Genomic DNA, 22,365 nt, shown 5'->3' with positions numbered 1-22,365 from the left:
GTATTTTTGCTGACTATGAAGCAGGCAAACACAATCAATATAAAAAACCGTAAGGCTAAATTTCAATATGAGTTTCTGGACAAGTATGTCGCAGGAATAAAATTAGCCGGAACTGAAATAAAAGCTATTCGACAGGGTAAAGCTTCAATTGCCGAGAGTTTTTGCGAATTTCAGGATGGCGAGCTATATGTAATTAACATGCATGTAGAAGAATACTCGCACGCGACGCATTTTAATCACAATCCAAAAAGTGAGCGTAAACTCTTATTACAAAAAAGAGAACTTAGAAAATTAGAGAAAGAAGTAAAAAATGGTGGTTTAACGATCATTCCGCTTCGCCTTTTTATAAACGATCGCGGCCTTGCTAAATTACAAATATCCTTAGCTAAGGGTAAAAAGCTCTATGATAAACGTGAGACTTTAAAGGATAGAGACAACAAACGGAAATTAGACCGCATAAAAAAGGAGTATAATTAAAACTATACTCCTTTTTAGTTTGGAAAAAATAATCTACTCTAACTCTCCGTAACTAAAAGCTTTTTCTAAATTGGCTTTTAATGTTTTACGATGGATAAAAAAGTCTTTATCATCAGTTCTTTTTAAGACCGCATAAGTTCCTTTTCTAGTCTCTTCTAAAGAAACAACTTCTACTTCAAGACCATTAAGTTTCTTATAATTTGGTCGTTCTCCCTGTTTAACTAAAAAATTAAGCTTCGGAAGTTTTAAAGATTGAAATTTCACATTACTTGATGATTTTAAAGTAAATGTATCTCCTTTTTCTACATTTTCAGGCTGCTGTGCAAAACCTAAGCCTGAAACAATTAAACATAAACTGAATAAAATTATAGTTCTCATTGCCTTCTTGTTTTAAATCAAAACTAACCGTCTAAGCTTAAAATATTATTGGATTCAGATTAAAATAACATTAGAAATCGTTAATTTATTAATAAAATAAAGTAATTTTTATCAAATCATCAACATTAAAGAATATAAGTGTTTGACTTTCAGTTAAATAAAAAACCTGCTTTAGTTTTCACTAAAACAGGCTTTTTGCTGTCTTGAAATCGATTTTTAGGTCTATTCCTCTTCGTCTTTAGTTTCTACATTTTCTTCCTTAGAAAAATCTGTAAAACCATTTTTAGTAAGAAGATTATACCATTGGATGATCTTTTTTATATCACTAATATACACGCGATCTACGTCATAATCTGGCAATACTTCAGCAAAGTAGCTCTCTAGTTCATTTTTAGAAGATTTGTGGCTAATGGCCTCTCCCCCATCTTCTTTTTCTTTTATATTTTGTAGAACCTGGCCAAGAGGTACTTCCTCAGTATATGTATAAATTGCAATTTCGCTAAGAATGCTCACATTGTGACGCATATTTACAGCAATTTTCTTTCCATCCAAGATTGATTTTGCAATAAATCCACCTCTAGTTTGTGCAGCAAGCTCATACAAACCTGGTTTTCCTGATATTGCTAAAATTTTATCTAATCCCATATTGTGTTTTGAATTTGGGTGGCAAATATCACACCCCGCTTTAAAATATCAAAAATATTAACGACCTTTTTTTGCGCTTGGAAAACGCATTCTATAGTCAACTTTTATTTTTCCTGAAGAAATCTTTTTTAAACGCCCGTTAATCAGTCGTTTTTTAAGACTTGAAATCTTTTCAGTAAAAAGAATTCCCTCGGTATGATCGTATTCGTGTTGAACTACACGAGCCGCTAAACCGGTAAAAGTTTCTCTCTTAGTCTCAAAATTCTGATCCTGATATTCTATAGTTACTTCAGGTTTTCTAAAAATATCCTCTCTTACATCTGGAATACTCAAACATCCCTCAGAAAAAGCCCACTCATCTCCTGTCTCTTCGATGATCTGGGCATTAATAAATACCTTCTTAAATGACTTTAATTGCTCTTTTTCAGAATCACTTAAATCGTCATCTTCAGCAAAAGGAGCAGCATCTATAACGAATAATCGAATTGGCACTCCCACCTGTGGTGCAGCAAGACCTACGCCGTAAGCATTGTACATGGTATCCCACATATTAGCAATTAGTTCTTCTAATTTGGGATAATCTTTATCAATTTCTTTTGCCTTCTTTTTTAAAACGGGATCACCGTAGGCAACTATTGGTAAAATCATATAATTATAATCTTTAATGTCTTTATTGTACCTTAATACAGATAGGATTGAAGTATTATGGTAGCACTTACTTCGTCTACTAAAGCTTTATCCTGACGCTTCTTTTTCTTGAGACCGCTATCGATCATTGTTTGAAAAGCCATTTTACTGGTAAAACGCTCGTCTACTCTTACAAGTTTAATGCTTGGAAATTTTTCAGTAAATTTCTTTAAAAATTCTGTAATAAAAACTTCACTTTCGCTGGCCGAATTATCCTTTTGTTTAGGCTCTCCTACTACAACAGTTTCTACCTTTTCTTTTTTGAAATAATCTTCCAAAAACTTCAAAAGCTCTGAAGTAGCTATTGTTGTAAGACCACTGGCAATCATTTGGAGCTCGTCGGTAACAGCTATTCCCGTTCTCTTTACTCCGTAATCCAATGCCATTACTCTTGCCATACTTCAAATTTTATGCAAAGGTAAGGTTTATATCCATAGCGCCCCAAAAATTACAATGAAGCTGTTATATTTGCTAAAAATAAGATTTATGGATCACTTAAAATCGAAAATTGAAGCAGCCTGGGAAAACCGTGAGCTATTAAAAGATAAGGAAACTACCGATGCCATTAGAGAAGTAATTACGCTTCTTGATGAAGGTAAACTAAGAACTGCCGAGCCAATTGAAGGTGGATGGCAAGTTAACGAATGGGTAAAGAAAGGCGTTGTACTTTATTTCCCTATCCAAAAAATGGAAACTTTAGAAGCTGGTATTTTTGAATATCACGATAAAATGCCATTAAAAAAAGGCTACAAAGAGAAAGGAATCCGTGTAGTACCAAATGCTGTGGCAAGACATGGAGCTTATATCTCTAGCGGAGTGATAATGATGCCTAGCTATGTAAATATAGGAGCCCATGTTGAAGAAGGTACAATGGTAGACACTTGGGCTACAGTAGGTAGCTGTGCACAAATTGGTAAAAATGTTCACCTAAGTGGTGGCGTTGGTATTGGTGGTGTTTTAGAGCCATTACAAGCATCTCCTGTAATCATCGAGGATAATGCGTTTTTAGGCTCACGTAGTATCGTTGTAGAGGGTGTTCGTGTAGAAAGAGAAGCTGTTCTTGGAGCTAATGTTGTTCTAACAGCTTCAACAAAAATAATTGATGTTACTGGCGACGAACCTGTAGAGATGAAAGGTATTGTTCCTGCAAGATCTGTAGTTATTCCTGGTAGCTATACTAAAAAATTCCCAGCAGGAGAGTATAATGTGCCTTGCGCTTTGATTATTGGGAAACGTAAAGAAAGCACCAATAAAAAAACTTCTCTAAACGATGCGCTTAGAGAATATGATGTCGCGGTGTAATGAAAATACTGGTAATACAGCAAAAAATGATTGGGGACGTTCTTACGTCCTCAATCTTATTTGAGGCACTCCGGGAAGCTTATCCCGAAGCGAAGTTGCATTACCTAATTTATCCACACACTAAAGCGGTTGTAGAAAACAACCCATTTATTGATAAGCTGATATTTGGTAAAAATGAACTTCCTTTTTATAGATTATTGCAGGAAATTAGATCTGAAGAATACTACGCTATTATCGATGCATATTCTACGGTAAAGACTTCAATTATCACCAATTTATCTGGTGCGAAATACAAAATTGGATTCGATAAAAAATACACCCGGCCATTCTATACACATATTTTTAGTAGAAATATACAGGCGAAAACAAATGCGGGCGCAGCAATAGAAAAAAGGATGCAGTTACTAAAACCCATCATCAAAGATGCGCCAATCCAAATAAAGCCTAAAATATATTTGAGTACTGCTGAAAAGGACAAAGCAAAGGAAAGGTTAATTAAGGGAGGAATAACACTTACAGATTCAATTTATATGATTGGAGCTTTAGGAAGTTCAGAAAAGAAAACCTATCCCCTCCCCTATTTGGCCAAGCTTTTAGACCAGATCGCAGCCAAAGAAAAAACGGCTATTTTATTCAATTATATCCCAAGCCAAAAAGAACAAATTTCAACATTAATTGGCTATTGCAATGCGCAAACCAAACATAAAATCTATCTTGATATCTACGGAAAAAGCCTGAGAGAATTTTTAGCGCTAACCAGTTTTTGTGACGCAATCATTGGGAATGAAGGTGGCGCTATAAACATGGCAAAGGCGTTAAATGTTCCATCTTTTGCAATATTTTCACCTCCATTAAACAAAGCGAACTGGAATATTTATGAAGATGGAAAGCAGAATGTTTCAGTTCATTTAAAAGATTTTTCTCCGGAATTATTTGCTGAAAAAAAAAATCAGGATGATTTGCACAAAGATGTGTTTGAGCTTTACGAGAAATTTTCACCCGCTTATATTGAAGAACATCTGGATCAATTCCTAAAACTGAACACTAAATGACCTATCGCTTTTTAATTTACATAAGTCATACTTACGCGTTGCCGATTGGTTTACCGCTTCAGGAGGAAATCAGGAAAAGAGACTATGAGGTTAAATGGTTTACAGAGCTAAATCCTCCAAAATCCTATTTTCCTGAAAATGGTGATTTAATAGAACATATAGATGACGCTATTAAATACGAACCGCACATCGTCCTTTGTATTACAGATGTTGTTGCCGATTTTTTACCCGGTTTGAAAGTTCAAATATTCCATGGATTTTTAGCCAACAAACATAGCGATGCAAAAGGGCATTTTAGAATTAGAGGGTTATTTGATCTTTATTGCACGCAAGGACCGTCGACTACTATTCCTTTTAAAGAAATTCAGCAGAAAAAGAAACATTTTTTAGTACGCGAAACGGGATGGTCTAAAGTAGATCCATTATTCAAAATTGAAGAAAAAGAACGACGTAAGCCTACTATCCTTTTGTCTTCTACCTTCTCTCCAAAATACAGTTGGTTGTATAATGAAGAGGTGATCGCTGAAATAAAAAGATTATCTAAAACCGGCGAATTTGAATTTCTGGTTGTGCTGCATCCTAAAATAGCTAAAGAGAAAATTGAGATCGTTAAAAAAATGCAGCACGAAAACTTCAAATATTACGATACCACAGATATTATTCCGCTGTTTCGCCAGGCAGATATCATGTTTTCAGATACTACCTCAGCGATAACAGAATTTATTCTTCAGAAAAAACCAGTAGTTACTTTCAGAAATAATAAACCCGCTCCTCACCTTATTAATATTACCAATCCTGGAGAAATCGAAGATGCAATACGAAAAGCTATATCATATCCAGAAGAACTACTAACTAATATTGATGCTTACATCCATGAAACTCATCCCTACTTTGACGGTAAAAGCAGTGAACGTGTGATTTCGACTTGTATTGAAGTATTGCACGCCGAAAAGCCAGATTTAGCAAAAAAACCACTGAATTTAGTAAGACGATATCAACTAAGAAAAAAACTAGGGTACTTTACATTGAAAAGCTATAGGAAACCTTTTACGCTAAATTAAAAAGATTAGTTTTTCCAAAACTTAAGCTGTTTTTTTAGTCGTTTCTTGCGATAAAATTTCTCCTGAAATTCTTGTGTGAATTGCCACATGGTTTCAAATACTTCTTGCTCGTTCCAGGCGGTAAGTGTAGCATATTCGTTTGCTATGATTTCAATAATTTCCTTGCTTGGCGTTAAACGTGAGAAATTTTTCATGCGCTGTTTAAAATCTAGACGCTTAAAATTCATTCGGTTTAAATCAACCAAAAAGAATTCAAAATGATCACCATTTATACGTATTAGTGTATTACCTGGAGAGTGATCTAGAAACTCAATATTTTTTTCATGGATATCGTAGGTAAAGCGTGTAAAGGCTCTTAAAACCTCTTCTTTTTGTTCTTTATCTTCAAAATTTTCGATATCCCTAAAGGTGAAATCGTATTCTAAGTGATCACAAATATAAAAGCTATGACCTAAGCTTAACCATTTACATTCTTCGGCATAAGCTACGGGAAAGGGCGTTGCTATTTCACGAGATAGGAGATATTGTGCATAGCTAAAACTACGCTCTGCTTTTGATTTACGAAAAAATCGATAAACAATTTTATTGATTAGATTTGGGACTCTAAAAGACTTTACGTTTACTTGCCTCCCATTTAGATCGAAGGTTTTAATAGTATTTCGGCCGCTGCTAAGAGTTTTTCCGCTTTCAGAAAAATCAGCTAAAATTTGTTCTATTCTTTTTGCTTCCCCCTTAAAAGCATCTGCATATTCGATTTTCATACTACAAAATTATAATTATAAATTTGTATCCATACACAATTGGGCAATATTTCATTTATTTATTACTCTTTTAAAATCGCTTAGATGCAAAAATTAAAAATTGCTTTTCTTTTTTTAGATGAAATTCATCATGTTTCTCACTTTATCAGTGTGGCTAAAGAATTATCTAAAAATCATGAAGTAAAGATTCTTACTTATAAAAACGCAACTCAATATTTGTACGACAGAGTAAAAACTATAAAGGCTGAAGATGTAAAAATTGAAGAGCTACCCACCAAGCGATTTCGGGCATTTACAGATAAACTAAAGGATATAAAAATTCCCAGAAAAGGATTCTGGATAAAGAAAAACCTGGATTATCTACTACAATTTGATGCTGTAATTTTTACAGATTATTTTCACAAATATTTACAAAAAGCACGTGGCGAAAAAAAACACCCCAAAGTAATCAAATTAAATCACGGCATACCGGGAAGAGCCTACGCATTTAAAGCAGCCCAAAGTGAGTTTGACATGCAGGTGTTAGTAGGAAGTTTTCAGCAAAAAGTTTTAAGCGAGAAAAATATATTAGCTAAGAATCATGCAATTGGCGGTTACCCCAAGTTAGATGTGGTTAAAGAAATACCTGCAAAGCGCTATTTTGAAAACGAAAAACCAATAGTTCTATATAATCCTCATTTTGATGCTGAATTTAGTAGTTGGGATAAATTTGGAGTTGAAATTCTGAAATACTTTTCTCAACAAAATACTTACAATCTCATATTTGCTCCACATTTACATTTATTTCAGCAAAAAAAAGGAAATAGAAATATAGATGAAATCCCTCAGGAAATTTATGATTTTGGAAATATCTATATTGATCTTGGCAGCAGCGATAGTGTAGATATGCAATATACCCGTGTGGCAGATTTATACCTTGGTGACGTGAGCAGCCAGGTTTACGAGTTTATAATAAATCCCAGACCTTGCTTATTCCTGAATCCTAGCGCTATCAATTACGATAATAAATTTGACTATCGATTTTGGCAAAGTGGACCGGTTATAGAAAATTTAGAAGATTTTACTTCAGCTCTAAAAATGGCTTTCAAAACTTTTAAAGATTTTGAACCCATTCAGTCCAAATTAAATTCTGAAAACTTTTTTATACCGAAAGATAAAACCGCTTCAGAAAATATAGCTGAAATTATTTCGGAATACTTGAAGGAGTAGCATTTTCTAGATATTTAGAAACTCCATTTTCGCATCTTTTCGATCGATTTTCTATAGATTCGGCTTGAATTTTTGTGTTCACCACTTCTTTCGCTCTGCATGCATTTTTATGCCAAATATGGTACACAATGGCATTATAACGCATTCGCTTACCATAAATATTATTGTTAAGTAGCCTTATCACAAATTCAGAATCTTCTTTTCCCCAGCCGGTCATATCTTCGTTATAACCGTTCACTTTTAAAAAATCCTCGCGCCAATAAGAAATGTTGCAACCACGAACTTTAGAACTCAACTCTGGGGATTCTTTATACAATTTCGCTAAGAAATCAATATGTAAATTTCTGGTACGTTTTGTAATTCGTTGATCAAAGAAATCAAATTCAGTTTCTTTATTTTTAAAAATTTCTTCCAAGCAACTCTCTTTAAGATTAACTCTACTCCCAAATAGAAATCTATTTTTCTTTGCATGTTGAACATGATCTCGCACAAAATTGTGGTGCATTATACAATCACCATCTAATTGAACGATGTAATCTGCATTTGTAGCGGCCAGAGCTTTATTTAAAATCACTGTTCTCCTAAAACCTTTGTCCTCATGCCAAATATGCTTTAGTGGTAAATTGTATTTCTTTTGATATTTGGTAATAATAGACTTGGTTTTATTTTTAGAACCATCATCGGCAATCAAAATCTCATCGGGCATAAGGCTTTGTTTAGCAGCACTTTTAAGTACCAACTTCAATGCTTTAGGCCAATTATAAGTAGAAATAAGAAGAGCTATTTTCATTAAATTTTAGATTCTAATCTTTTTATCGATTAAGTAATAAAAGGTACAAATTTATAATCTTTGTTTAAAAATTTAGAAATACATTTCTCCAATTTAATTTGTAAGGACTTAATATCGATTGCTTCTAAACCTTCAAACTAAAGCTTTTCTTACAAAATCCCTGCCTTTTATTTTTTCTGAAGTACCTTTGCAGGTCGTTAGCAAGGAAATTATGGAAGATAAAAAGACTGAAATTCAAAATTGTTTAGCCATTTTAAAAAAAGGCGGACTTATTCTTTACCCTACAGATACAGTTTGGGGGATTGGCTGTGATGCCACCAATGCAGATGCTATTGATAAAATTTTTGCACTTAAAAAAAGGGCAGAAAGCAAATCTATGATTTGTTTAGTTTCAGATTTTAAAATGCTGAATGAGTATGTTGAAGAAGTTCCTGAAGTAGCTTATGATATACTGAAATATGCCGCAAAACCAACTTCTATTATCTACGATGATCCCATTAGAGTAGCTGAAAATTTAATTGCTGAAGATAATTCACTTGCAATACGAGTTACAAAAGATCCATTTTGTAAAGAACTTACCAGAAGATTTCGACGTCCAATAGTTTCTACATCTGCTAATATTAGTGGAGAAAACACACCAAATTCATTTTCGCAAATTAGCCCTGAAATTTTAAAAGGTGTGGACTATGTAGTAAATTTGCACCAGTCTAAAAAATCATCAAAACCTTCAGCTATAATAAAACTGAATAATGATGGAAAGGTTAAAGTGATACGGAAATAAAACATGCCCAATTTACAGAATTACAAAAAAGCTTTAGATCATCAGATTTTTAAGGTAATTTCTCAGGCTGCCGAAGAACTACAATTAGAAAGTTACGTTATTGGTGGTTTTGTAAGAGATTTTATCTTGCAACGCGGCAATGCCAAAGATATTGATATTGTTGCCGTAGGCAGCGGTATCGATCTTGCATTAAAAGTATCAGAACTTCTACCGCATAAACCCAAAGTACAGGTTTTTAAAAATTACGGTACGGCAATGCTGCGTGCTTTCGATATGGAAATCGAATTTGTTGGCGCAAGAAAAGAAAGTTATTCTGAAGATAGCAGAAATCCCGTAGTGGAAAACGGAACGCTGGAAGACGACCAAAATCGCCGTGATTTTACCATAAATGCATTAGCATTAAGTTTGAACAAAAGCAGTTTTGGCGATTTGCTTGATCCTTTTAACGGACTCGAAGATTTAAAAACACAATTACTTAGAACTCCGCTAGAACCAGGAATCACTTATTCAGACGATCCTTTGCGAATGCTAAGAGCCATTAGATTCGCTTCACAACTTAATTTTATTATTCAGAAGAAATCATTAGATGCTATTAAAGAAAATTATAAGCGCATCAAAATCATTTCTAACGAAAGGATTACTGAAGAGTTACACAAAATATTATTATCCGACAGACCTTCTAAAGGTTTTGCACTTTTACATAAAACTAAGCTTTTAAAAATTATCCTTCCTGAACTTACTGCTTTAGAAGGAATCGATGAAATTGAAGGCCAGCGCCATAAAGACAACTTTTGGCACACTCTTGAAGTAGTTGATAACATAAGCGAGAACACCGATAATCTTTGGTTGCGATGGGCTGCTTTGCTACATGATATTGGTAAAGCGCCCACCAAGAAATTTCATAAAAAGATTGGATGGACATTCCATGGGCATGAATTTATTGGTTCTAAAATGGTGTTTAAATTATTTAAGCGCCTAAGAATGCCATTGAATGATAAAATGAAATTTGTACAGAAAATGGTGTTAATGAGTTCGCGACCAATTGCGGTAGTAGATGATAATGTAACCGACTCTGCAGTGCGCCGTTTAATCTTTGATGCCGGTGAAAATATAGACGATTTGATGACCTTGTGCGAAGCCGATATCACCACTAAAAACCCTCGTCGTTATAAAAAATACCATAACAATTTTAAAATTGTTAGACAGAAGATGAAAGAGGTTGAAGAACGAGACCATGTTCGCAATTTTCAACCACCGGTAAGTGGTGAAGAAATTATGGAAACCTTCAATATAAAACCTTGCCGAGAAGTAGGTATTATAAAAGATGCCATTAAAGAAGCTATTTTAGAAGGTGATATCCCAAATGAGCATGCCGCTGCAAAAGAACTTATGCTTAAAAGAGGTAAAAAACTTGGATTAAAAGAAATATCAAAACAAGATTAAAATATCAGGAAATTCCCAATAATTCACTTTTAAAAAATTGAAATTGTGTATCGAAATTCGGTAAAAATTGCACTGGTTTTAGTGTACCTTGTGATCATCGCAGGTGCAGTGGTAAGAATGACGGGAAGCGGAATGGGATGTCCAGACTGGCCTAAATGTTTTGGTTATTACATCCCTCCTACCCAAGAATCTGAACTTCTTTTTCAGACAGATCGAGATTATGAAAAAGGGCAGGTAATTATTGTAGACGAAAGTTTAAAAGTTGCCAAAAGCGATTTTACTTCCGCAGAAAATTATAATCCTAATAATTGGGAAAACTACACCAAACACGATTACGCAATATTTAATCCGCTGCATACCTGGACTGAATATATTAACCGATTAGTGGGCGCTTTAGCCGGTTTTGCTGTCTTAATCATGGCCATCTTATCTTTTAGAAAATGGAAAACCAGAAAACGGCTTACGATCCTATCTTGGCTTTCAGTTTTTTTAATGGTATTTCAGGCCTGGCTTGGTGCTACTGTAGTGTATTCAGTTTTAGCGCCAGTTAGAATTACCTTACACATGGTAATGGCGCTGGTAATTGTAGCGATCTTATTCTATATTCTGGCAGATTCTTCAACAAAAATATACGACTTCAAAGTTTCTAAAACTTTTAAAAAAGTTGTACTTATTTCGATTATTTTGAGTTTGATCCAGGTAGTTTTAGGAACACAGGTACGACAATTTGTGGACGAGCAGGTAAAAATTTTAGGATACGGAACTCGCGATCTATGGCTTAACAATCCTGATGTTTCATTTTATATTCACCGCTCATTTTCGATTTTGGTCTTTTTAGTGAATCTTTTTATCTGGTGGAAAAACAAGCAAAAATTTTACAATCTTAACTTAACCAACTGGATCCTTTTTCTAATTGTGATCGAAATTTTTACGGGAATGGCCATGTATTATCTGGATTTCCCGTTTTTAAGTCAGCCACTACACCTGGTAATTGCTTCGGTATTATTTGGGGTACAGTTTTATTTATTATTAGAATGTTTTAAAAGTGGCAAAACGCTTAAAACTTCTTAACTTTGACGCTCAAATTTTTCAATTATGGTTTACAGATTTAGAGTAATTCTCGACACGGCAGAAGATGTTTTTAGAGATATTGAAATTTTAAAAACCGATACGTTAGAAGACTTACATAACTCTATTGTACAGGCTTTTGGCTTTGATGGATCTGAAATGGCTTCTTTTTATATAAGTGATGATGAATGGAATCAAGGAGAAGAAATTCACCAATTTGACATGAGTGGTGCCGATAATGATATCCGGTTAATGAACGAGACAGCTTTAGACAGTGTACTTTCTGAAGACCAGACCAAACTGCTTTACGTTTACGATTTCTTCAATATGTGGACCTTTATGGTAGAACTTGCTCAAATTGCTGAAGTTGAAGAAGGTAGAGATTATCCTAATTTGATGTTTGTACACGGGCAAATTCCATCAAACGCACCAGATAAAGAATTTAAAGCGGAAGGTGATCCTGAAGCTGATGAAAACTTTAATGATGATTTTGATGTAGACGATTACGACAGCTTTTCTTTTGACGAGAACTGGAATTAATACGCTATATTTTTCTAGCTAATTTTATCGATTTTAACTTTTACACGAAATGATCAATTTATATAACGCCCAGATAGAATCTCTATCGATTCATCGTGTGGGTAACAAAAGTCGTAATGAAAATATCTTTCTTTCGGCTGCACCCTTTCAGTTAAACGACGAGATCACCCCTTTAATCAAGGAATATTTCTTAAAACCCTTCAGAGAAAAAGAAGAGAATTATTACAAATTTCAGCATGAAACAGATATAGAGTTCAATGAACTTTATAATCTTGCGAATGCGATTTTTGATAATCCTGAAAATATCCACGAAGCTTCAAAAAAAATAACAACATTACTTTTTGAGCAATCTGCACATCCTCACATTAAAAGTGGTGAAGTATATGTGGTTTATTTTGAAAATGCACAGCTGGATAACGAAAAACTTCCTGCGATTGGAATTTTTAAATCTGAATTGAAGCATGATTTCTTGCAATTTCAGGAAAAAGGAAGCATTCTCGAAATGATTGTTCAGCAAGGGATTAATCTTCAAAAATTAGATAAAGGCGCCTTAATCTTCAACAAACAAAGAGAAGAAGGATACAAGATTTTATCGATCGATTCTAACAAATATGACACTAAATATTGGTTAGAAAACTTTTTGGGAGTTGATGTTATGGCAGATGAAAATTACTACACTAAAAAGTATTTAAAATTCTGCCAGAATTTTGCTAAAGACGTGGTGTTGCCTGCGGAAGATAAAAAAGAGGAAGTGATGTTTATGAACCGAAGTATGGATTACTTCGCAAAAAACGACGATTTTGAAGAATCAAATTTCCTTAATTCGGTGATCGATAATCCAGATTTGGTTCCTGAATTTCAGAATTATAAAACAGAAAAAGCACCAAAATATAAGATCGAAGATCTAACCACATTCCCAATTGCGAACAAAGCGGTAACCGATGCACGTAAAAAGCTGAAAAACGTAATTAATCTAGATACGAATATTCAAATTAAAATGGATTTTGTAAATGCAGATTCTGCCGACAAATTCGTTGAAAAAGGTTGGGACGAAGAAAAACAAATGTATTATTACCTGGTTTATTTCAACAAAGAAGAAAAAAGCTAGATAATTAAATAGCGAAAAAACAAAGGCCGAAATTATCGAATTTCGGCCTTTGTTTTTTTAGAATTTATAAAATGTGATTTATTGCAATAGGCGTTTCATATTTACATCCTCATAATTTCGTTGGACAAAATCGAGAGCGGTTCTTAAAATCTGTCCCATCGTACTGGCGCGCTTAAATTTCACATCTTTGGTAAAATGATACAACTCTGTTCGCAGCTGGTGCACATTTTCTTTTGTAGAAACGTGATCGTTGCTCATACACTTTATCAATCGCTTAAACCTTGCCTGCGTGTTTATCATTCTTTTGGCCAAAAGTGAGCGCTCTTCTTTTCGATACTGCTCTATAGACGATAATTGCAAACGTTCTGAAACTAATTTTACCATCTTATAATTCTCTTTAAAGAACTGTGGACGGTAAACCTTAAATTTTCCTTCAAAACATTGTTGATCAAAATCTATTGCTCTTATCTGGTATTGCACGTGATCAAAATCATGCGTTGGAATCACGACATAATTATAAGACCGCATATCGCCCAAAAGCCTTACCGTACAGCGTTCGTTAAACTTTACAAATTGTTTGGCGATCTGTGCTTTTTCCCATTCGCTTAATTTTGGTAAATGATCTTCTATAAAAACATCACCGGGAATTCCTGCAATATGAGCTTCAATTAATGTGTCTTTATAGACCAAGAATGTGATTCGATGCGGTGAAAGCAAATGCTCTAATTCGAGACCATAAATTCGGGAAGCATCAGCTTTTTTCACGTAAAAATAAGTGAAGACGTCATTCAAAATATTCCGTACTTTTATACGAAAAGGTTTAGAATTTCCAAAGGTGCAATAATCTATCGCATCCACCGCTAAAAACTCTAACATGTCGTCACTACCATCAGAATGCAAAATGTTATAAATCTTTTTCAGACTTTCATCAATCTCCTGCCGCTCAAATTCAGGATAATAACAGCGCACCCAAAACGTATCTTCATCATCTTGATCGTAAACGACTATCGAGCCTGAAAATCGCAATAAATCCTCGTAAAAAACAGGGATTTTCGTGTTTCGATTATAGCGTGCCAGATATTTATTGAAACGTTCGTTTACGGCAAAAGAAGGTTTCTTTTTAGACATCAGTTTAGGTTCCATATTCTTGCGCTTTGATTAAACTCTTCCGTAGAAAGTTTATAAAATTTTAAGTATAATACAATTCTTAAATTGGATTAGAGCCATTACTAGAAAAAACGTTTTTAGAAAAATATTGTTCAAGACTTTTTCTTAATCCCGTTTAACTTTCTATTATCGAGTAAAAATAACGATACTACTGCGGATAATGTAACAAAAATGTATATTAGTCGTCGTACAAGAAAAGAAACCATCTATTTTGGAAACAATCCTTAGCATTAATCAATTAACAAAAGTCTATGGGCCGTTGAAGGCCGTAGACAATCTTTCCTTTACAATAGAGAAAGGAAACGTGTACGGAATTTTAGGTCCTAACGGAAGTGGAAAATCGACCACTTTGGGAATGGTACTTAATGTGGTGAATAAAACCTCTGGAGATTTTAAGTGGTTTGAAGGTAGCGAATCTACACACGAAGCCTTGAAAAAAGTTGGAGCTATCATCGAGCATCCTAACTTCTATCCTTACATGACGGCATCTCAAAACCTTAAACTGGTTTGTAAAATTAAAGGTGTTCCCGAGCATAAAGTTGAAGAAAAATTAGAAGTTGTAGGACTTTTAGATCGAAAAGACAGCAAATTTAAAGCTTTCTCTTTAGGGATGAAACAACGTTTAGCCATTGCCTCTGCGCTGTTAAACGATCCTGAAATTTTAATTTTAGATGAACCTACTAATGGATTGGATCCACAGGGAATCCATCAAATTAGAGAAATAATTCGAAACATTGCTGCTGGCGGTACTACTATTTTATTGGCTTCGCATCTTTTAGATGAAGTTGAAAAAGTGTGTAGCCACGTGGTAATTATTAGAAAAGGTGTAAAATTATATAGTGGCCCGGTAGATGGAATTAACGCCAGCCATGGCTTTTTTGAATTGGAAGCTGAAAATACCGAATTACTTCAGCAATTGCTACGTGAACATCCATCCATAGGAAAAGTAACGCTAAATGGCACCCTTGTGACTGCCATCATCGAAAATCCTATGGGAGCTTCAGAAATCAATAGTTATCTTTTCGAAAAAGGACTTTCTTTAAGCTACCTGATTAAGCGTAAAGAAAGCCTGGAAGAACAATTCCTTCAACTAACCAATCAAACTACCGCGTAATGTTACGACTCTTAAATATAGAATATCTTAAACTTAGATATAGTAGATCTTCGAAGATCTTGATTTGTACCTATTTTATTTTAATCACTTTTATTGCCCTCATAGCCTCAATCGAATTTCCTATTGGGCAAGTTAATTTTAGAATTGCCGATCAAGGAATTTTTAATTTTCCATTTATATGGCATTTCAATAGTTATATTGCTGCGACTTTGAAATTATTTTTGGCAATTGTGATTGTCTCGATGATGTCTAATGAATACAGCAATAGAACGCTGAAACAGAATCTTATCGACGGCCTGTCAAAAAAAGAATTTATTTTATCGAAATTCATCACGGTAATGGTATTTTCTATAGTTTCGACCATTTTCCTTTTTGTAGTTTCGTTGATTCTAGGACTTTCTTTTTCAGATTACAATGAGTTTTCTATTATCTTTTCTGATCTTGAATACATCTTGGCATACTTTGTAAAATTAACCGGATTCTTTGCATTCTGTTTGTTTTTGGGAATTTTGGTAAAACGCTCGGCATTCGCGCTTGGATTCTTATTTATCTGGTGGATTATAGAAAGTATTTTATACGCTGTTTTAAGATGGAAAATTTTTGGAACTGAAATAGCAGATAAAATCGTTCAGTTTTTTCCGCTAGAATCAATGAGTAATTTGGTGAAAGAACCATTTTCCCGACTGAATGCAGTACAATCTGCCGCTAATCAATTAGGATCTGCTTTTGAAAAAGATTATTCTATACACTGGTATCAGATTTTTATCGTTTTGGTATGGACTGCTCTCTTTGTCTATTTCTCTTATGCTTTATTAAAGAAAAGGGATTTATAGACTAAAACGTTAATTTTTCAAATTTTTAATTTTCCTTTTATAACTTGAGGAGTTATCTAATTATTTGTCGATGCCCAAAGTTTACACGCTCCTAATCGTTATATTATTAGGAGCATTACCGCTAGTTTGTAACGCTCAAAATAAACTGCCCAACGATTGTAGTAACGCTATTTTAGTTTGTGGCAATGGGGCGATATCTTCTAATGCTATTGGAGCCGGCATAGAAGAGATCAATAGTTTAAATAGCTGCAACAGTTACGAGCATAACAGTATCTGGTTAAAAATTGAAATTGTCCAAAGCGGTACTTTAGGTTTTACATTAACACCTACCAGTAGAAATATTCAAGTAGATTACGACTTTTTTATTTTTGGCCCTAATGCCACCTGTGATAATTTAGGAACAAGTATTAGATGTTCTACTACCAATCCCAATGCAGCAGGAAGTTCGAGTAATATTACAGGAATGAACGAAACCAGTCCTGAATATTTTGAAGGTCCGGGACCCGACGGCGATAATTTTGTTAAAAATTTGGAAGTAAAAGAAGGGGAAACTTATTTTCTAGTGATAGACAGGCCTATAGGAAACAGCACTTTTGATCTGGAATGGAATGGTACTGCTATGCAAGACGGAAATGCATTCCCAGAAGGTGTGACAGCAAATACCCCAGATCCCATGATAGCTTGTGCTATCGAAAATCAAGCTGAATTTGATCTTTTTAGTAAAATAGATGAGATTAGAACAAACAAGACTGATAATGTTATCTTCTATTCTTCTCTAGCCGATGCAAATGATAAAATCAATGCTCTCGATCAATATTACAAAACTGCCAATTCTACCACAATTTTTGCTAGAGTTTCTAATCCACAAGTAGAATGTTACGAAATTGTGGAGTTAGATCTTGAAGTAAATCACGGTCCCGTTGTGCAGGAGAATGTGACGCTCACTACATGCGATATTGGTAATAATGGCGAAGAAATTTTTGACCTGAATTCTATTTCATCTGAAATTTTAAATAATTTAAACAAAAATGATTATCACGTAAGCTTTCATAAGGATAGTATTTCAGCAATAAATAATACAAACTTGTTAGCAGAAAATTATACCGCAAATCCAACGGAAATTTATGCTCGTGTTACTGAACTTGATGATTTGGGTTGTTTCAGTATATCAAATATTTCTTTGGAACTCACCCCTACTCCGATTGTTAACGATTATACGTTAATTCAGTGCGATGTAGATTTGGGAAATTCGACAGATGGCCTTACTCGTGTTAATTTAACTGAAGCTAATAGCTTTATAGCTTCTTCAGATTCTTCGTATGTTTTTTCATTTTTCAAAAACCAGTCTGATTTTAATAACAACAATCCAATAGAAAATCCTGAGCGTTTTTCAAATAATATTCCTTTTCAACAAAATCTGTTAGTGCAAATTTTAAATGAGAAAACTGGTTGCTTTTCTACATCAAACTTATTACTTCAGGTAGAACCTACTACTGCGAGCTTACCAGAAATCGGCCCGTATTATAGCTGTAATATTAGTGAAAGTGATGAACAAATTTTAGGCATTTTTAATCTGGACAAAATTGCTGAAAGCTACCAAAACTTAGAAGTCAATTTTTATGAAACTCTTGAAAATGCTTCGCTAGAAATTGATGCTTTAGGTAATGAATTTATAACAAGCACCACAAGTATTTATGCAAGATTAGAAATAGACAATCAATGCCAGGGTATCGAAAGTGTAGAATTAATTGTACGCGAAAATCCTAAAATTCAATTAAAAGATCTTTATAATTTGTGTCTAAATAAAGGTAATTTACAGATAAAGGCGGCAGACTTTATTAGCTACGAATGGCAAAAAGAATCTTCAGGATCATTTATCAGTTTAGGTTCTGGAAGTTCTATAAATATTACAGAAACTGGCACTTATCGATTGATTGTTACAAATACAGCTAACGGACTTTCGTGTTCTTCAGAAAAAGAATTTAAGGTAGAGGTATCGAATATTGCCAAAATAGCCAGAGATCCAGAAGTAAAAGATATCTCAGATAATAACATCGTTACAATATTTGCAGAAGGTGAAGGTAACTATGAGTATGCTATCGAGAGCCCAGAAAATTTTCAGGATCATAATGTTTTTGAAAATGTTCCTTCGGGATTTGTTACTTTTTTTATTCAGGATAAAAATGGTTGCGGAATTATAGAAACTGAAGTGGCTATAATAGGCTATGATAAATTTTTCACACCTAATAACGATGGCAGTAATGATTATTGGAGGATAAAAGGAATAAATTCTAAAATAGAAGCCAAAAGCGACATTCAGATTTATGACAGGTATGGTGTTCTGGTCGCAAGATTACAACCTGGAGATGAAGGATGGGATGGAACTTTTAAAGGTAAAACACTTCCGGAAGATGATTATTGGTTTAAGGTAGAATTAGAAAATGGGAAGATTTTTAAAGGTCATTTTAGCCTAATACGATAAATTTCTAAGCCGTATTTGAATAGGCACATTTATTGCTTAACTTCGTAAGGCTAAGAAAAAGAACGCATGAAATTTAATATTGAATCTGAATATAAACCTACCGGAGATCAACCCAACGCGATTAAGCAATTGGTAAACGGAATAGAAAGAAACGACCAGTTTCAAACTTTACTTGGTGTTACCGGATCGGGTAAAACTTTCACCGTTGCAAACGTTATTGAAGAAGTGCAAAAGCCTACCCTGGTGCTAGCCCATAACAAAACACTTGCAGCCCAGTTGTATTCAGAATTCAAACAATTTTTCCCAAATAATGCGGTAGAATATTTTGTTAGTTACTACGATTATTACCAACCGGAAGCGTTTATTCCCTCATCTGGTACCTATATTGAAAAAGATCTTTCGATAAACGAAGAAATTGAAAAACTACGATTAAGTACCACTTCTTCTCTACTTAGCGGAAGGCGTGATGTGATCGTTGTCGCTTCGGTTTCCTGTCTTTATGGTATTGGTAACCCGGTTGAATTTAAAAAGAATGTAGTTTCCATTGAAAGAGATATGGAAATTTCCCGAACCAAATTTCTGCACAGCCTGGTACAGAGTCTATACTCTCGAACCGAAGCAGAATTTGTTCACGGAAATTTCAGAATAAAAGGCGATACCGTAGATGTATTTCCTAGTTATGCGGATAATGCTTTCAGAATTCATTTTTTTGGAGATGAAATTGAAGAAATAGAAGCTTTTAATCCGGCTACTAATGATATTCTTGAAAAATACGAACGATTAAATATTTACCCTGCAAATATGTTCGTAACTTCACCTGATGTTTTACAAAATGCAATACGTAGCATTCAGGATGATTTAGTAAAACAGGTTGATTATTTTAGAGATATTGGTAAACATCTTGAAGCGAAAAGACTGGATGAAAGAACCAATTTCGATCTTGAAATGATTAGAGAACTTGGCTATTGCTCGGGTATAGAAAACTACTCTCGTTATCTTGACGGTCGCCAACCGGGAACCAGACCTTTCTGCCTTTTAGATTATTTCCCAGATGATTTTTTAATGGTGGTAGACGAGTCTCACGTAACCATACCGCAAGTACACGCGATGTACGGTGGTGACCGTTCTCGAAAAGAAACATTAGTAGATTATGGATTTAGACTTCCCGCAGCGATGGACAATCGTCCATTGAAATTCGAAGAATTTGAGATGCTTCAAAATCAAGTGATTTATGTAAGTGCTACTCCTGCCGACTATGAACTTCAGAAAAGTGAAGGTGTTTACGTGGAACAGGTGATACGACCTACTGGATTATTAGATCCAGTTATTGAAGTGCGTCCCAGCCAAAACCAAATTGATGATTTAATTGAAGAAATTCAAATAAGGGTTGAAAAGGATGAAAGAACTTTAGTTACGACCTTAACTAAAAGAATGGCGGAAGAATTAGCTAAATATTTAACCAGAATCGATGTTCGATGCCGCTATATTCATAGTGATGTAGATACCTTAGAGCGTGTTGAAATTATGCAAGATTTACGCCGTGGCTTATTTGATGTTTTAATTGGAGTAAACCTTTTAAGAGAAGGATTGGACTTACCTGAAGTTTCCCTTGTTGCCATAATTGATGCTGATAAAGAAGGATTTTTAAGAAGTAATCGCTCGTTAACGCAAACTATAGGACGTGCCGCCCGTAATGTTGAAGGAAAAGCTATTTTGTATGCTGACAAAATTACAGATAGTATGCAAAAAACTATGGACGAAACCGAATATCGTCGTACAAAGCAAATAAATTATAACAAGGCTCATAACATCACTCCTAAACCGCTAACGAAAAAATTAGAGACGTCCACTCTTGTAAAGAAGAAACTAGAGATTTTTGAAGGTGATAATAAGCCGCCAATGCAAGCTGCAGAAGAAGAAGGTGCTTATTTAACAAAACCGCAAATCGACAAAAAAATAAAAGAAAAGAGAAAAGCCATGGAAACTGCTGCTAAAGAACTTGATTTTATGGAAGCCGCCAGATTGCGAGATGAAATAAAAATTCTTCAGGATAAATTGAAGGAATTAGCATAGTTTTATAAAAAATTAAAATAGAATTAACGCACAACACATTGATTAGAAGGTTTTTATAATATAAATTAGAAGAAATTCTCTGCATTACCCAAAAAACCGAGGCTTTATAAGTAATTTAAAATTAACTACTTATGAAAAGTCAATTCTTTATTTTTTCGTTGTTCGCTCTTATTATTTCCACTAATGCTCAGGTAGGTATAAATACAGATGATCCTAAAGCTTCTTTAGATATTAAAAGTTCAGATGCGAAAAATCCTTCTGTTACAGACGGAATATTGATTCCGCGTATATCTAAATTTCCCTCTAATAATCCCGCCGATGCACAAGATGGAATGCTCATTTATCTTAATACCGATATTCAAAATTACGCTAAAGGCTTTTACTTTTGGAATGCTGAAGAGATCACATGGGCACCTATAAAAGGTAAATTTTCTGAAGCAAATTTTTACGGAATTGACACCTCGGAACCCCCAAATAATATTGAAGATCCTCTCTATAGAACCGGAAATGTTGGTATTGGCACCGATGAAGTTGAGTCTAAAATACAGATTGAAGTGCGCGAAAACGAAGATGATTCTATAAAAAAAGGAATAGAAATAGACAATCAAAATTCTGAAGAAAATGTAAAGACCACTTATGGGATAGAAAATACCAACCGAAGTGCTACTAACGGAACAAAATACGGAATTAAAAATAACGTAAACGGAACAGGATCTGGAGTTCATTACGGTATTTTCAATGAAACTTTTCAGAATACAGGAACAAACGACATCTATGGATTCTTTAATCGCGTTGGGCGTACATATGGAGCGAAAAGCAATAACTATGGCATGTATTCAATAATTGGAAGTTCAACCGCACAGGGTAATATTTACGGAGTTTATGCAATGGCTGAAGGCGATCGGAACGCTAATGTGTTTGCAGGCTATTTTGCGGGGCGATTAGGGATTGGTGCAACACCTTCTGTAGAATATATTTTTCCTGCGGAAAGAGGATTAGAAAATATGATCTTAGCACTTGCTGAAGATGGAAAATTAAGATGGCGACCACCAACTTTCTACCCGTACGTCTCTTCAACCAGCACTACCGGAACTTTTATTATACAAGAAGATCTAGGTGCTTTAAGGATCAATAATAGTTTAAGTAGCATCAGAATTCCCGATGCTTCAGAAAATAAAGGCAGAACAATTATTTTGGCCTGCTGGTCTACTACTTCCGATAAGCCATTGGATTTTGTTAACGGAGATGACTTATTTGACGTTACCACTAATAGTACAGTTTCAAACATAGAAGGTGGAACTGTGCTAACCATTTTGAGTGCAGGCAATAGGTGGATAGTAATTAATAAATACGCTCAGTAAATTTCTCCGGGGCAAGCCCACGGAGCATTTTAG

General features: G+C 34.5%; 22 protein-coding genes. 15 read left to right on the top strand and 7 right to left on the bottom strand.

From position 1 onward, the window contains the following. The first annotated feature begins 15 nt into the window (after positions 1 to 15). Positions 16 to 477, top strand: a complete 462-nt coding sequence (gene smpB, locus PBT91_RS05085) for an SsrA-binding protein SmpB (RefSeq protein WP_270060703.1) — start codon at positions 16 to 18, stop codon at positions 475 to 477. Positions 478 to 510: 33 nt separating this feature from the next. Here smpB and PBT91_RS05080 read toward each other — a convergent pair whose 3' ends face one another. The 4 genes from PBT91_RS05080 to ruvX all read right to left on the bottom strand — a co-directional run bounded on the left by PBT91_RS05080 (position 511) and on the right by ruvX (position 2,585). After that, on the bottom strand, positions 511 to 855 hold the full coding sequence (locus PBT91_RS05080) for a hypothetical protein (protein ID WP_270060702.1): 345 nt from the start codon (positions 853 to 855) through the stop codon (positions 511 to 513). Between the two features lie 222 nt (positions 856 to 1,077). Next, positions 1,078 to 1,500, bottom strand: a complete 423-nt coding sequence (locus PBT91_RS05075) for a DUF5606 family protein (protein WP_270060701.1) — start codon at positions 1,498 to 1,500, stop codon at positions 1,078 to 1,080. 57 nt (positions 1,501 to 1,557) lie between these two features. Next, positions 1,558 to 2,148: a peptide deformylase gene (def, locus tag PBT91_RS05070; protein ID WP_270060700.1), complete on the bottom strand. Its 591-nt coding sequence runs from the start codon at positions 2,146 to 2,148 to the stop codon at positions 1,558 to 1,560. 32 nt (positions 2,149 to 2,180) lie between these two features. Further along, positions 2,181 to 2,585 (bottom strand): Holliday junction resolvase RuvX, encoded by a 405-nt coding sequence (gene ruvX, locus PBT91_RS05065; RefSeq protein WP_270060699.1) that lies wholly within the window; start codon positions 2,583 to 2,585, stop codon positions 2,181 to 2,183. A gap of 88 nt (positions 2,586 to 2,673) precedes the next feature. Here ruvX and PBT91_RS05060 point away from each other — a divergent pair, with 88 nt between their 5' ends. The 3 genes from PBT91_RS05060 to PBT91_RS05050 are packed head-to-tail and all read left to right on the top strand — an operon-like array spanning position 2,674 to position 5,602. After that, positions 2,674 to 3,489: a 2,3,4,5-tetrahydropyridine-2,6-dicarboxylate N-succinyltransferase gene (locus PBT91_RS05060; RefSeq protein ID WP_270061429.1), complete on the top strand. Its 816-nt coding sequence runs from the start codon at positions 2,674 to 2,676 to the stop codon at positions 3,487 to 3,489. Next, the gene (locus tag PBT91_RS05055) at positions 3,489 to 4,541 is read left to right on the top strand and encodes a glycosyltransferase family 9 protein (protein ID WP_270060698.1); all 1,053 of its coding nucleotides are present in this window, start codon (positions 3,489 to 3,491) and stop codon (positions 4,539 to 4,541) included. The genes PBT91_RS05060 and PBT91_RS05055 overlap by 1 nt, the downstream gene beginning before the upstream one ends. Continuing rightward, positions 4,538 to 5,602 carry a UDP-N-acetylglucosamine 2-epimerase gene (locus PBT91_RS05050; protein WP_270060697.1) on the top strand — a complete coding sequence of 355 codons (1,065 nt, stop codon included), beginning with the start codon at positions 4,538 to 4,540 and terminating at the stop codon, positions 5,600 to 5,602. The genes PBT91_RS05055 and PBT91_RS05050 overlap by 4 nt, the downstream gene beginning before the upstream one ends. A gap of 5 nt (positions 5,603 to 5,607) precedes the next feature. Here PBT91_RS05050 and PBT91_RS05045 read toward each other — a convergent pair whose 3' ends face one another. Next, positions 5,608 to 6,363, bottom strand: coding sequence for a lipopolysaccharide kinase InaA family protein (locus PBT91_RS05045; protein ID WP_270060696.1), 756 nt, complete (start codon positions 6,361 to 6,363; stop codon positions 5,608 to 5,610). An 84-nt stretch (positions 6,364 to 6,447) separates the two neighbouring features. Between PBT91_RS05045 and PBT91_RS05040 the strand changes: the two genes are divergently transcribed. Next, the gene (locus PBT91_RS05040) at positions 6,448 to 7,572 is read left to right on the top strand and encodes a CDP-glycerol glycerophosphotransferase family protein (protein WP_270060695.1); all 1,125 of its coding nucleotides are present in this window, start codon (positions 6,448 to 6,450) and stop codon (positions 7,570 to 7,572) included. On the opposite strand, the gene PBT91_RS05035 is transcribed toward PBT91_RS05040, so the two are convergent. Further along, the gene (locus tag PBT91_RS05035) at positions 7,547 to 8,362 is read right to left on the bottom strand and encodes a glycosyltransferase family 2 protein (protein WP_270060694.1); all 816 of its coding nucleotides are present in this window, start codon (positions 8,360 to 8,362) and stop codon (positions 7,547 to 7,549) included. The two genes, PBT91_RS05040 and PBT91_RS05035, sit on opposite strands and share 26 nt — an antisense overlap. 211 nt (positions 8,363 to 8,573) lie before the next feature. Here PBT91_RS05035 and PBT91_RS05030 point away from each other — a divergent pair, with 211 nt between their 5' ends. The 5 genes from PBT91_RS05030 to PBT91_RS05010 are packed head-to-tail and all read left to right on the top strand — an operon-like array spanning position 8,574 to position 13,302. Beyond that, positions 8,574 to 9,143, top strand: a complete 570-nt coding sequence (locus PBT91_RS05030) for an L-threonylcarbamoyladenylate synthase (protein WP_270060693.1) — start codon at positions 8,574 to 8,576, stop codon at positions 9,141 to 9,143. Between the two features lie 3 nt (positions 9,144 to 9,146). Beyond that, positions 9,147 to 10,586: a CCA tRNA nucleotidyltransferase gene (locus tag PBT91_RS05025; protein ID WP_270060692.1), complete on the top strand. Its 1,440-nt coding sequence runs from the start codon at positions 9,147 to 9,149 to the stop codon at positions 10,584 to 10,586. Between the two features lie 45 nt (positions 10,587 to 10,631). Further along, complete coding sequence (locus tag PBT91_RS05020; RefSeq protein ID WP_270060691.1) at positions 10,632 to 11,657, top strand: COX15/CtaA family protein; 1,026 nt, start codon at positions 10,632 to 10,634, stop codon at positions 11,655 to 11,657. A 24-nt stretch (positions 11,658 to 11,681) separates the two neighbouring features. Then, entirely contained in the window at positions 11,682 to 12,194 is a 513-nt protein-coding gene (locus PBT91_RS05015) for an IS1096 element passenger TnpR family protein (RefSeq protein WP_270060690.1), read from the top strand. Between the two features lie 49 nt (positions 12,195 to 12,243). Continuing rightward, positions 12,244 to 13,302 carry a nucleoid-associated protein gene (locus tag PBT91_RS05010; protein WP_270060689.1) on the top strand — a complete coding sequence of 353 codons (1,059 nt, stop codon included), beginning with the start codon at positions 12,244 to 12,246 and terminating at the stop codon, positions 13,300 to 13,302. Between the two features lie 78 nt (positions 13,303 to 13,380). Here PBT91_RS05010 and PBT91_RS05005 read toward each other — a convergent pair whose 3' ends face one another. Beyond that, complete coding sequence (locus PBT91_RS05005) at positions 13,381 to 14,445, bottom strand: hypothetical protein (protein WP_270060688.1); 1,065 nt, start codon at positions 14,443 to 14,445, stop codon at positions 13,381 to 13,383. A 235-nt stretch (positions 14,446 to 14,680) separates the two neighbouring features. Between PBT91_RS05005 and PBT91_RS05000 the strand changes: the two genes are divergently transcribed. From PBT91_RS05000 to PBT91_RS04980, 5 genes are all read left to right on the top strand, one after another. Beyond that, positions 14,681 to 15,583, top strand: coding sequence for an ABC transporter ATP-binding protein (locus PBT91_RS05000; RefSeq protein WP_270060687.1), 903 nt, complete (start codon positions 14,681 to 14,683; stop codon positions 15,581 to 15,583). After that, positions 15,583 to 16,416 (top strand): ABC transporter permease, encoded by an 834-nt coding sequence (locus PBT91_RS04995; RefSeq protein WP_270060686.1) that lies wholly within the window; start codon positions 15,583 to 15,585, stop codon positions 16,414 to 16,416. Before PBT91_RS05000 ends, PBT91_RS04995 begins: the two co-directional genes overlap by 1 nt. 70 nt (positions 16,417 to 16,486) lie before the next feature. After that, positions 16,487 to 18,898, top strand: coding sequence for a T9SS type B sorting domain-containing protein (locus PBT91_RS04990; RefSeq protein WP_270060685.1), 2,412 nt, complete (start codon positions 16,487 to 16,489; stop codon positions 18,896 to 18,898). A 66-nt stretch (positions 18,899 to 18,964) separates the two neighbouring features. Continuing rightward, complete coding sequence (gene uvrB / locus PBT91_RS04985) at positions 18,965 to 20,971, top strand: excinuclease ABC subunit UvrB (protein WP_270060684.1); 2,007 nt, start codon at positions 18,965 to 18,967, stop codon at positions 20,969 to 20,971. A gap of 131 nt (positions 20,972 to 21,102) precedes the next feature. Next, a complete protein-coding gene (locus PBT91_RS04980) occupies positions 21,103 to 22,332 on the top strand; it encodes a hypothetical protein (protein ID WP_270060683.1) in 1,230 nt (409 codons plus the stop codon). The last annotated feature ends 33 nt before the right edge of the window (positions 22,333 to 22,365 follow it).

The organism is Zunongwangia sp. HGR-M22, from assembly GCF_027594425.1.
Lineage (GTDB): Bacteria > Bacteroidota > Bacteroidia > Flavobacteriales > Flavobacteriaceae > Zunongwangia.
The sequence above is the reverse complement of the archived record's forward strand: the minus strand, read 5'-3'. Positions and strand labels throughout refer to the sequence as shown.

Coding starts and splice junctions, on each gene's coding strand:
- smpB (WP_270060703.1), top strand. CDS start 16: ATGAAGCAGGCAAACACAATCAATATAAAAAACCGTAAGGCTAAATTT.
- PBT91_RS05080 (WP_270060702.1), bottom strand. CDS start 855: ATGAGAACTATAATTTTATTCAGTTTATGTTTAATTGTTTCAGGCTTA.
- PBT91_RS05075 (WP_270060701.1), bottom strand. CDS start 1,500: ATGGGATTAGATAAAATTTTAGCAATATCAGGAAAACCAGGTTTGTAT.
- def (WP_270060700.1), bottom strand. CDS start 2,148: ATGATTTTACCAATAGTTGCCTACGGTGATCCCGTTTTAAAAAAGAAG.
- ruvX (WP_270060699.1), bottom strand. CDS start 2,585: ATGGCAAGAGTAATGGCATTGGATTACGGAGTAAAGAGAACGGGAATA.
- PBT91_RS05060 (WP_270061429.1), top strand. CDS start 2,674: ATGGATCACTTAAAATCGAAAATTGAAGCAGCCTGGGAAAACCGTGAG.
- PBT91_RS05055 (WP_270060698.1), top strand. CDS start 3,489: ATGAAAATACTGGTAATACAGCAAAAAATGATTGGGGACGTTCTTACG.
- PBT91_RS05050 (WP_270060697.1), top strand. CDS start 4,538: ATGACCTATCGCTTTTTAATTTACATAAGTCATACTTACGCGTTGCCG.
- PBT91_RS05045 (WP_270060696.1), bottom strand. CDS start 6,363: ATGAAAATCGAATATGCAGATGCTTTTAAGGGGGAAGCAAAAAGAATA.
- PBT91_RS05040 (WP_270060695.1), top strand. CDS start 6,448: ATGCAAAAATTAAAAATTGCTTTTCTTTTTTTAGATGAAATTCATCAT.
- PBT91_RS05035 (WP_270060694.1), bottom strand. CDS start 8,362: ATGAAAATAGCTCTTCTTATTTCTACTTATAATTGGCCTAAAGCATTG.
- PBT91_RS05030 (WP_270060693.1), top strand. CDS start 8,574: ATGGAAGATAAAAAGACTGAAATTCAAAATTGTTTAGCCATTTTAAAA.
- PBT91_RS05025 (WP_270060692.1), top strand. CDS start 9,147: ATGCCCAATTTACAGAATTACAAAAAAGCTTTAGATCATCAGATTTTT.
- PBT91_RS05015 (WP_270060690.1), top strand. CDS start 11,682: ATGGTTTACAGATTTAGAGTAATTCTCGACACGGCAGAAGATGTTTTT.
- PBT91_RS05010 (WP_270060689.1), top strand. CDS start 12,244: ATGATCAATTTATATAACGCCCAGATAGAATCTCTATCGATTCATCGT.
- PBT91_RS05005 (WP_270060688.1), bottom strand. CDS start 14,445: ATGGAACCTAAACTGATGTCTAAAAAGAAACCTTCTTTTGCCGTAAAC.
- PBT91_RS04995 (WP_270060686.1), top strand. CDS start 15,583: ATGTTACGACTCTTAAATATAGAATATCTTAAACTTAGATATAGTAGA.
- PBT91_RS04990 (WP_270060685.1), top strand. CDS start 16,487: ATGCCCAAAGTTTACACGCTCCTAATCGTTATATTATTAGGAGCATTA.
- uvrB (WP_270060684.1), top strand. CDS start 18,965: ATGAAATTTAATATTGAATCTGAATATAAACCTACCGGAGATCAACCC.
- PBT91_RS04980 (WP_270060683.1), top strand. CDS start 21,103: ATGAAAAGTCAATTCTTTATTTTTTCGTTGTTCGCTCTTATTATTTCC.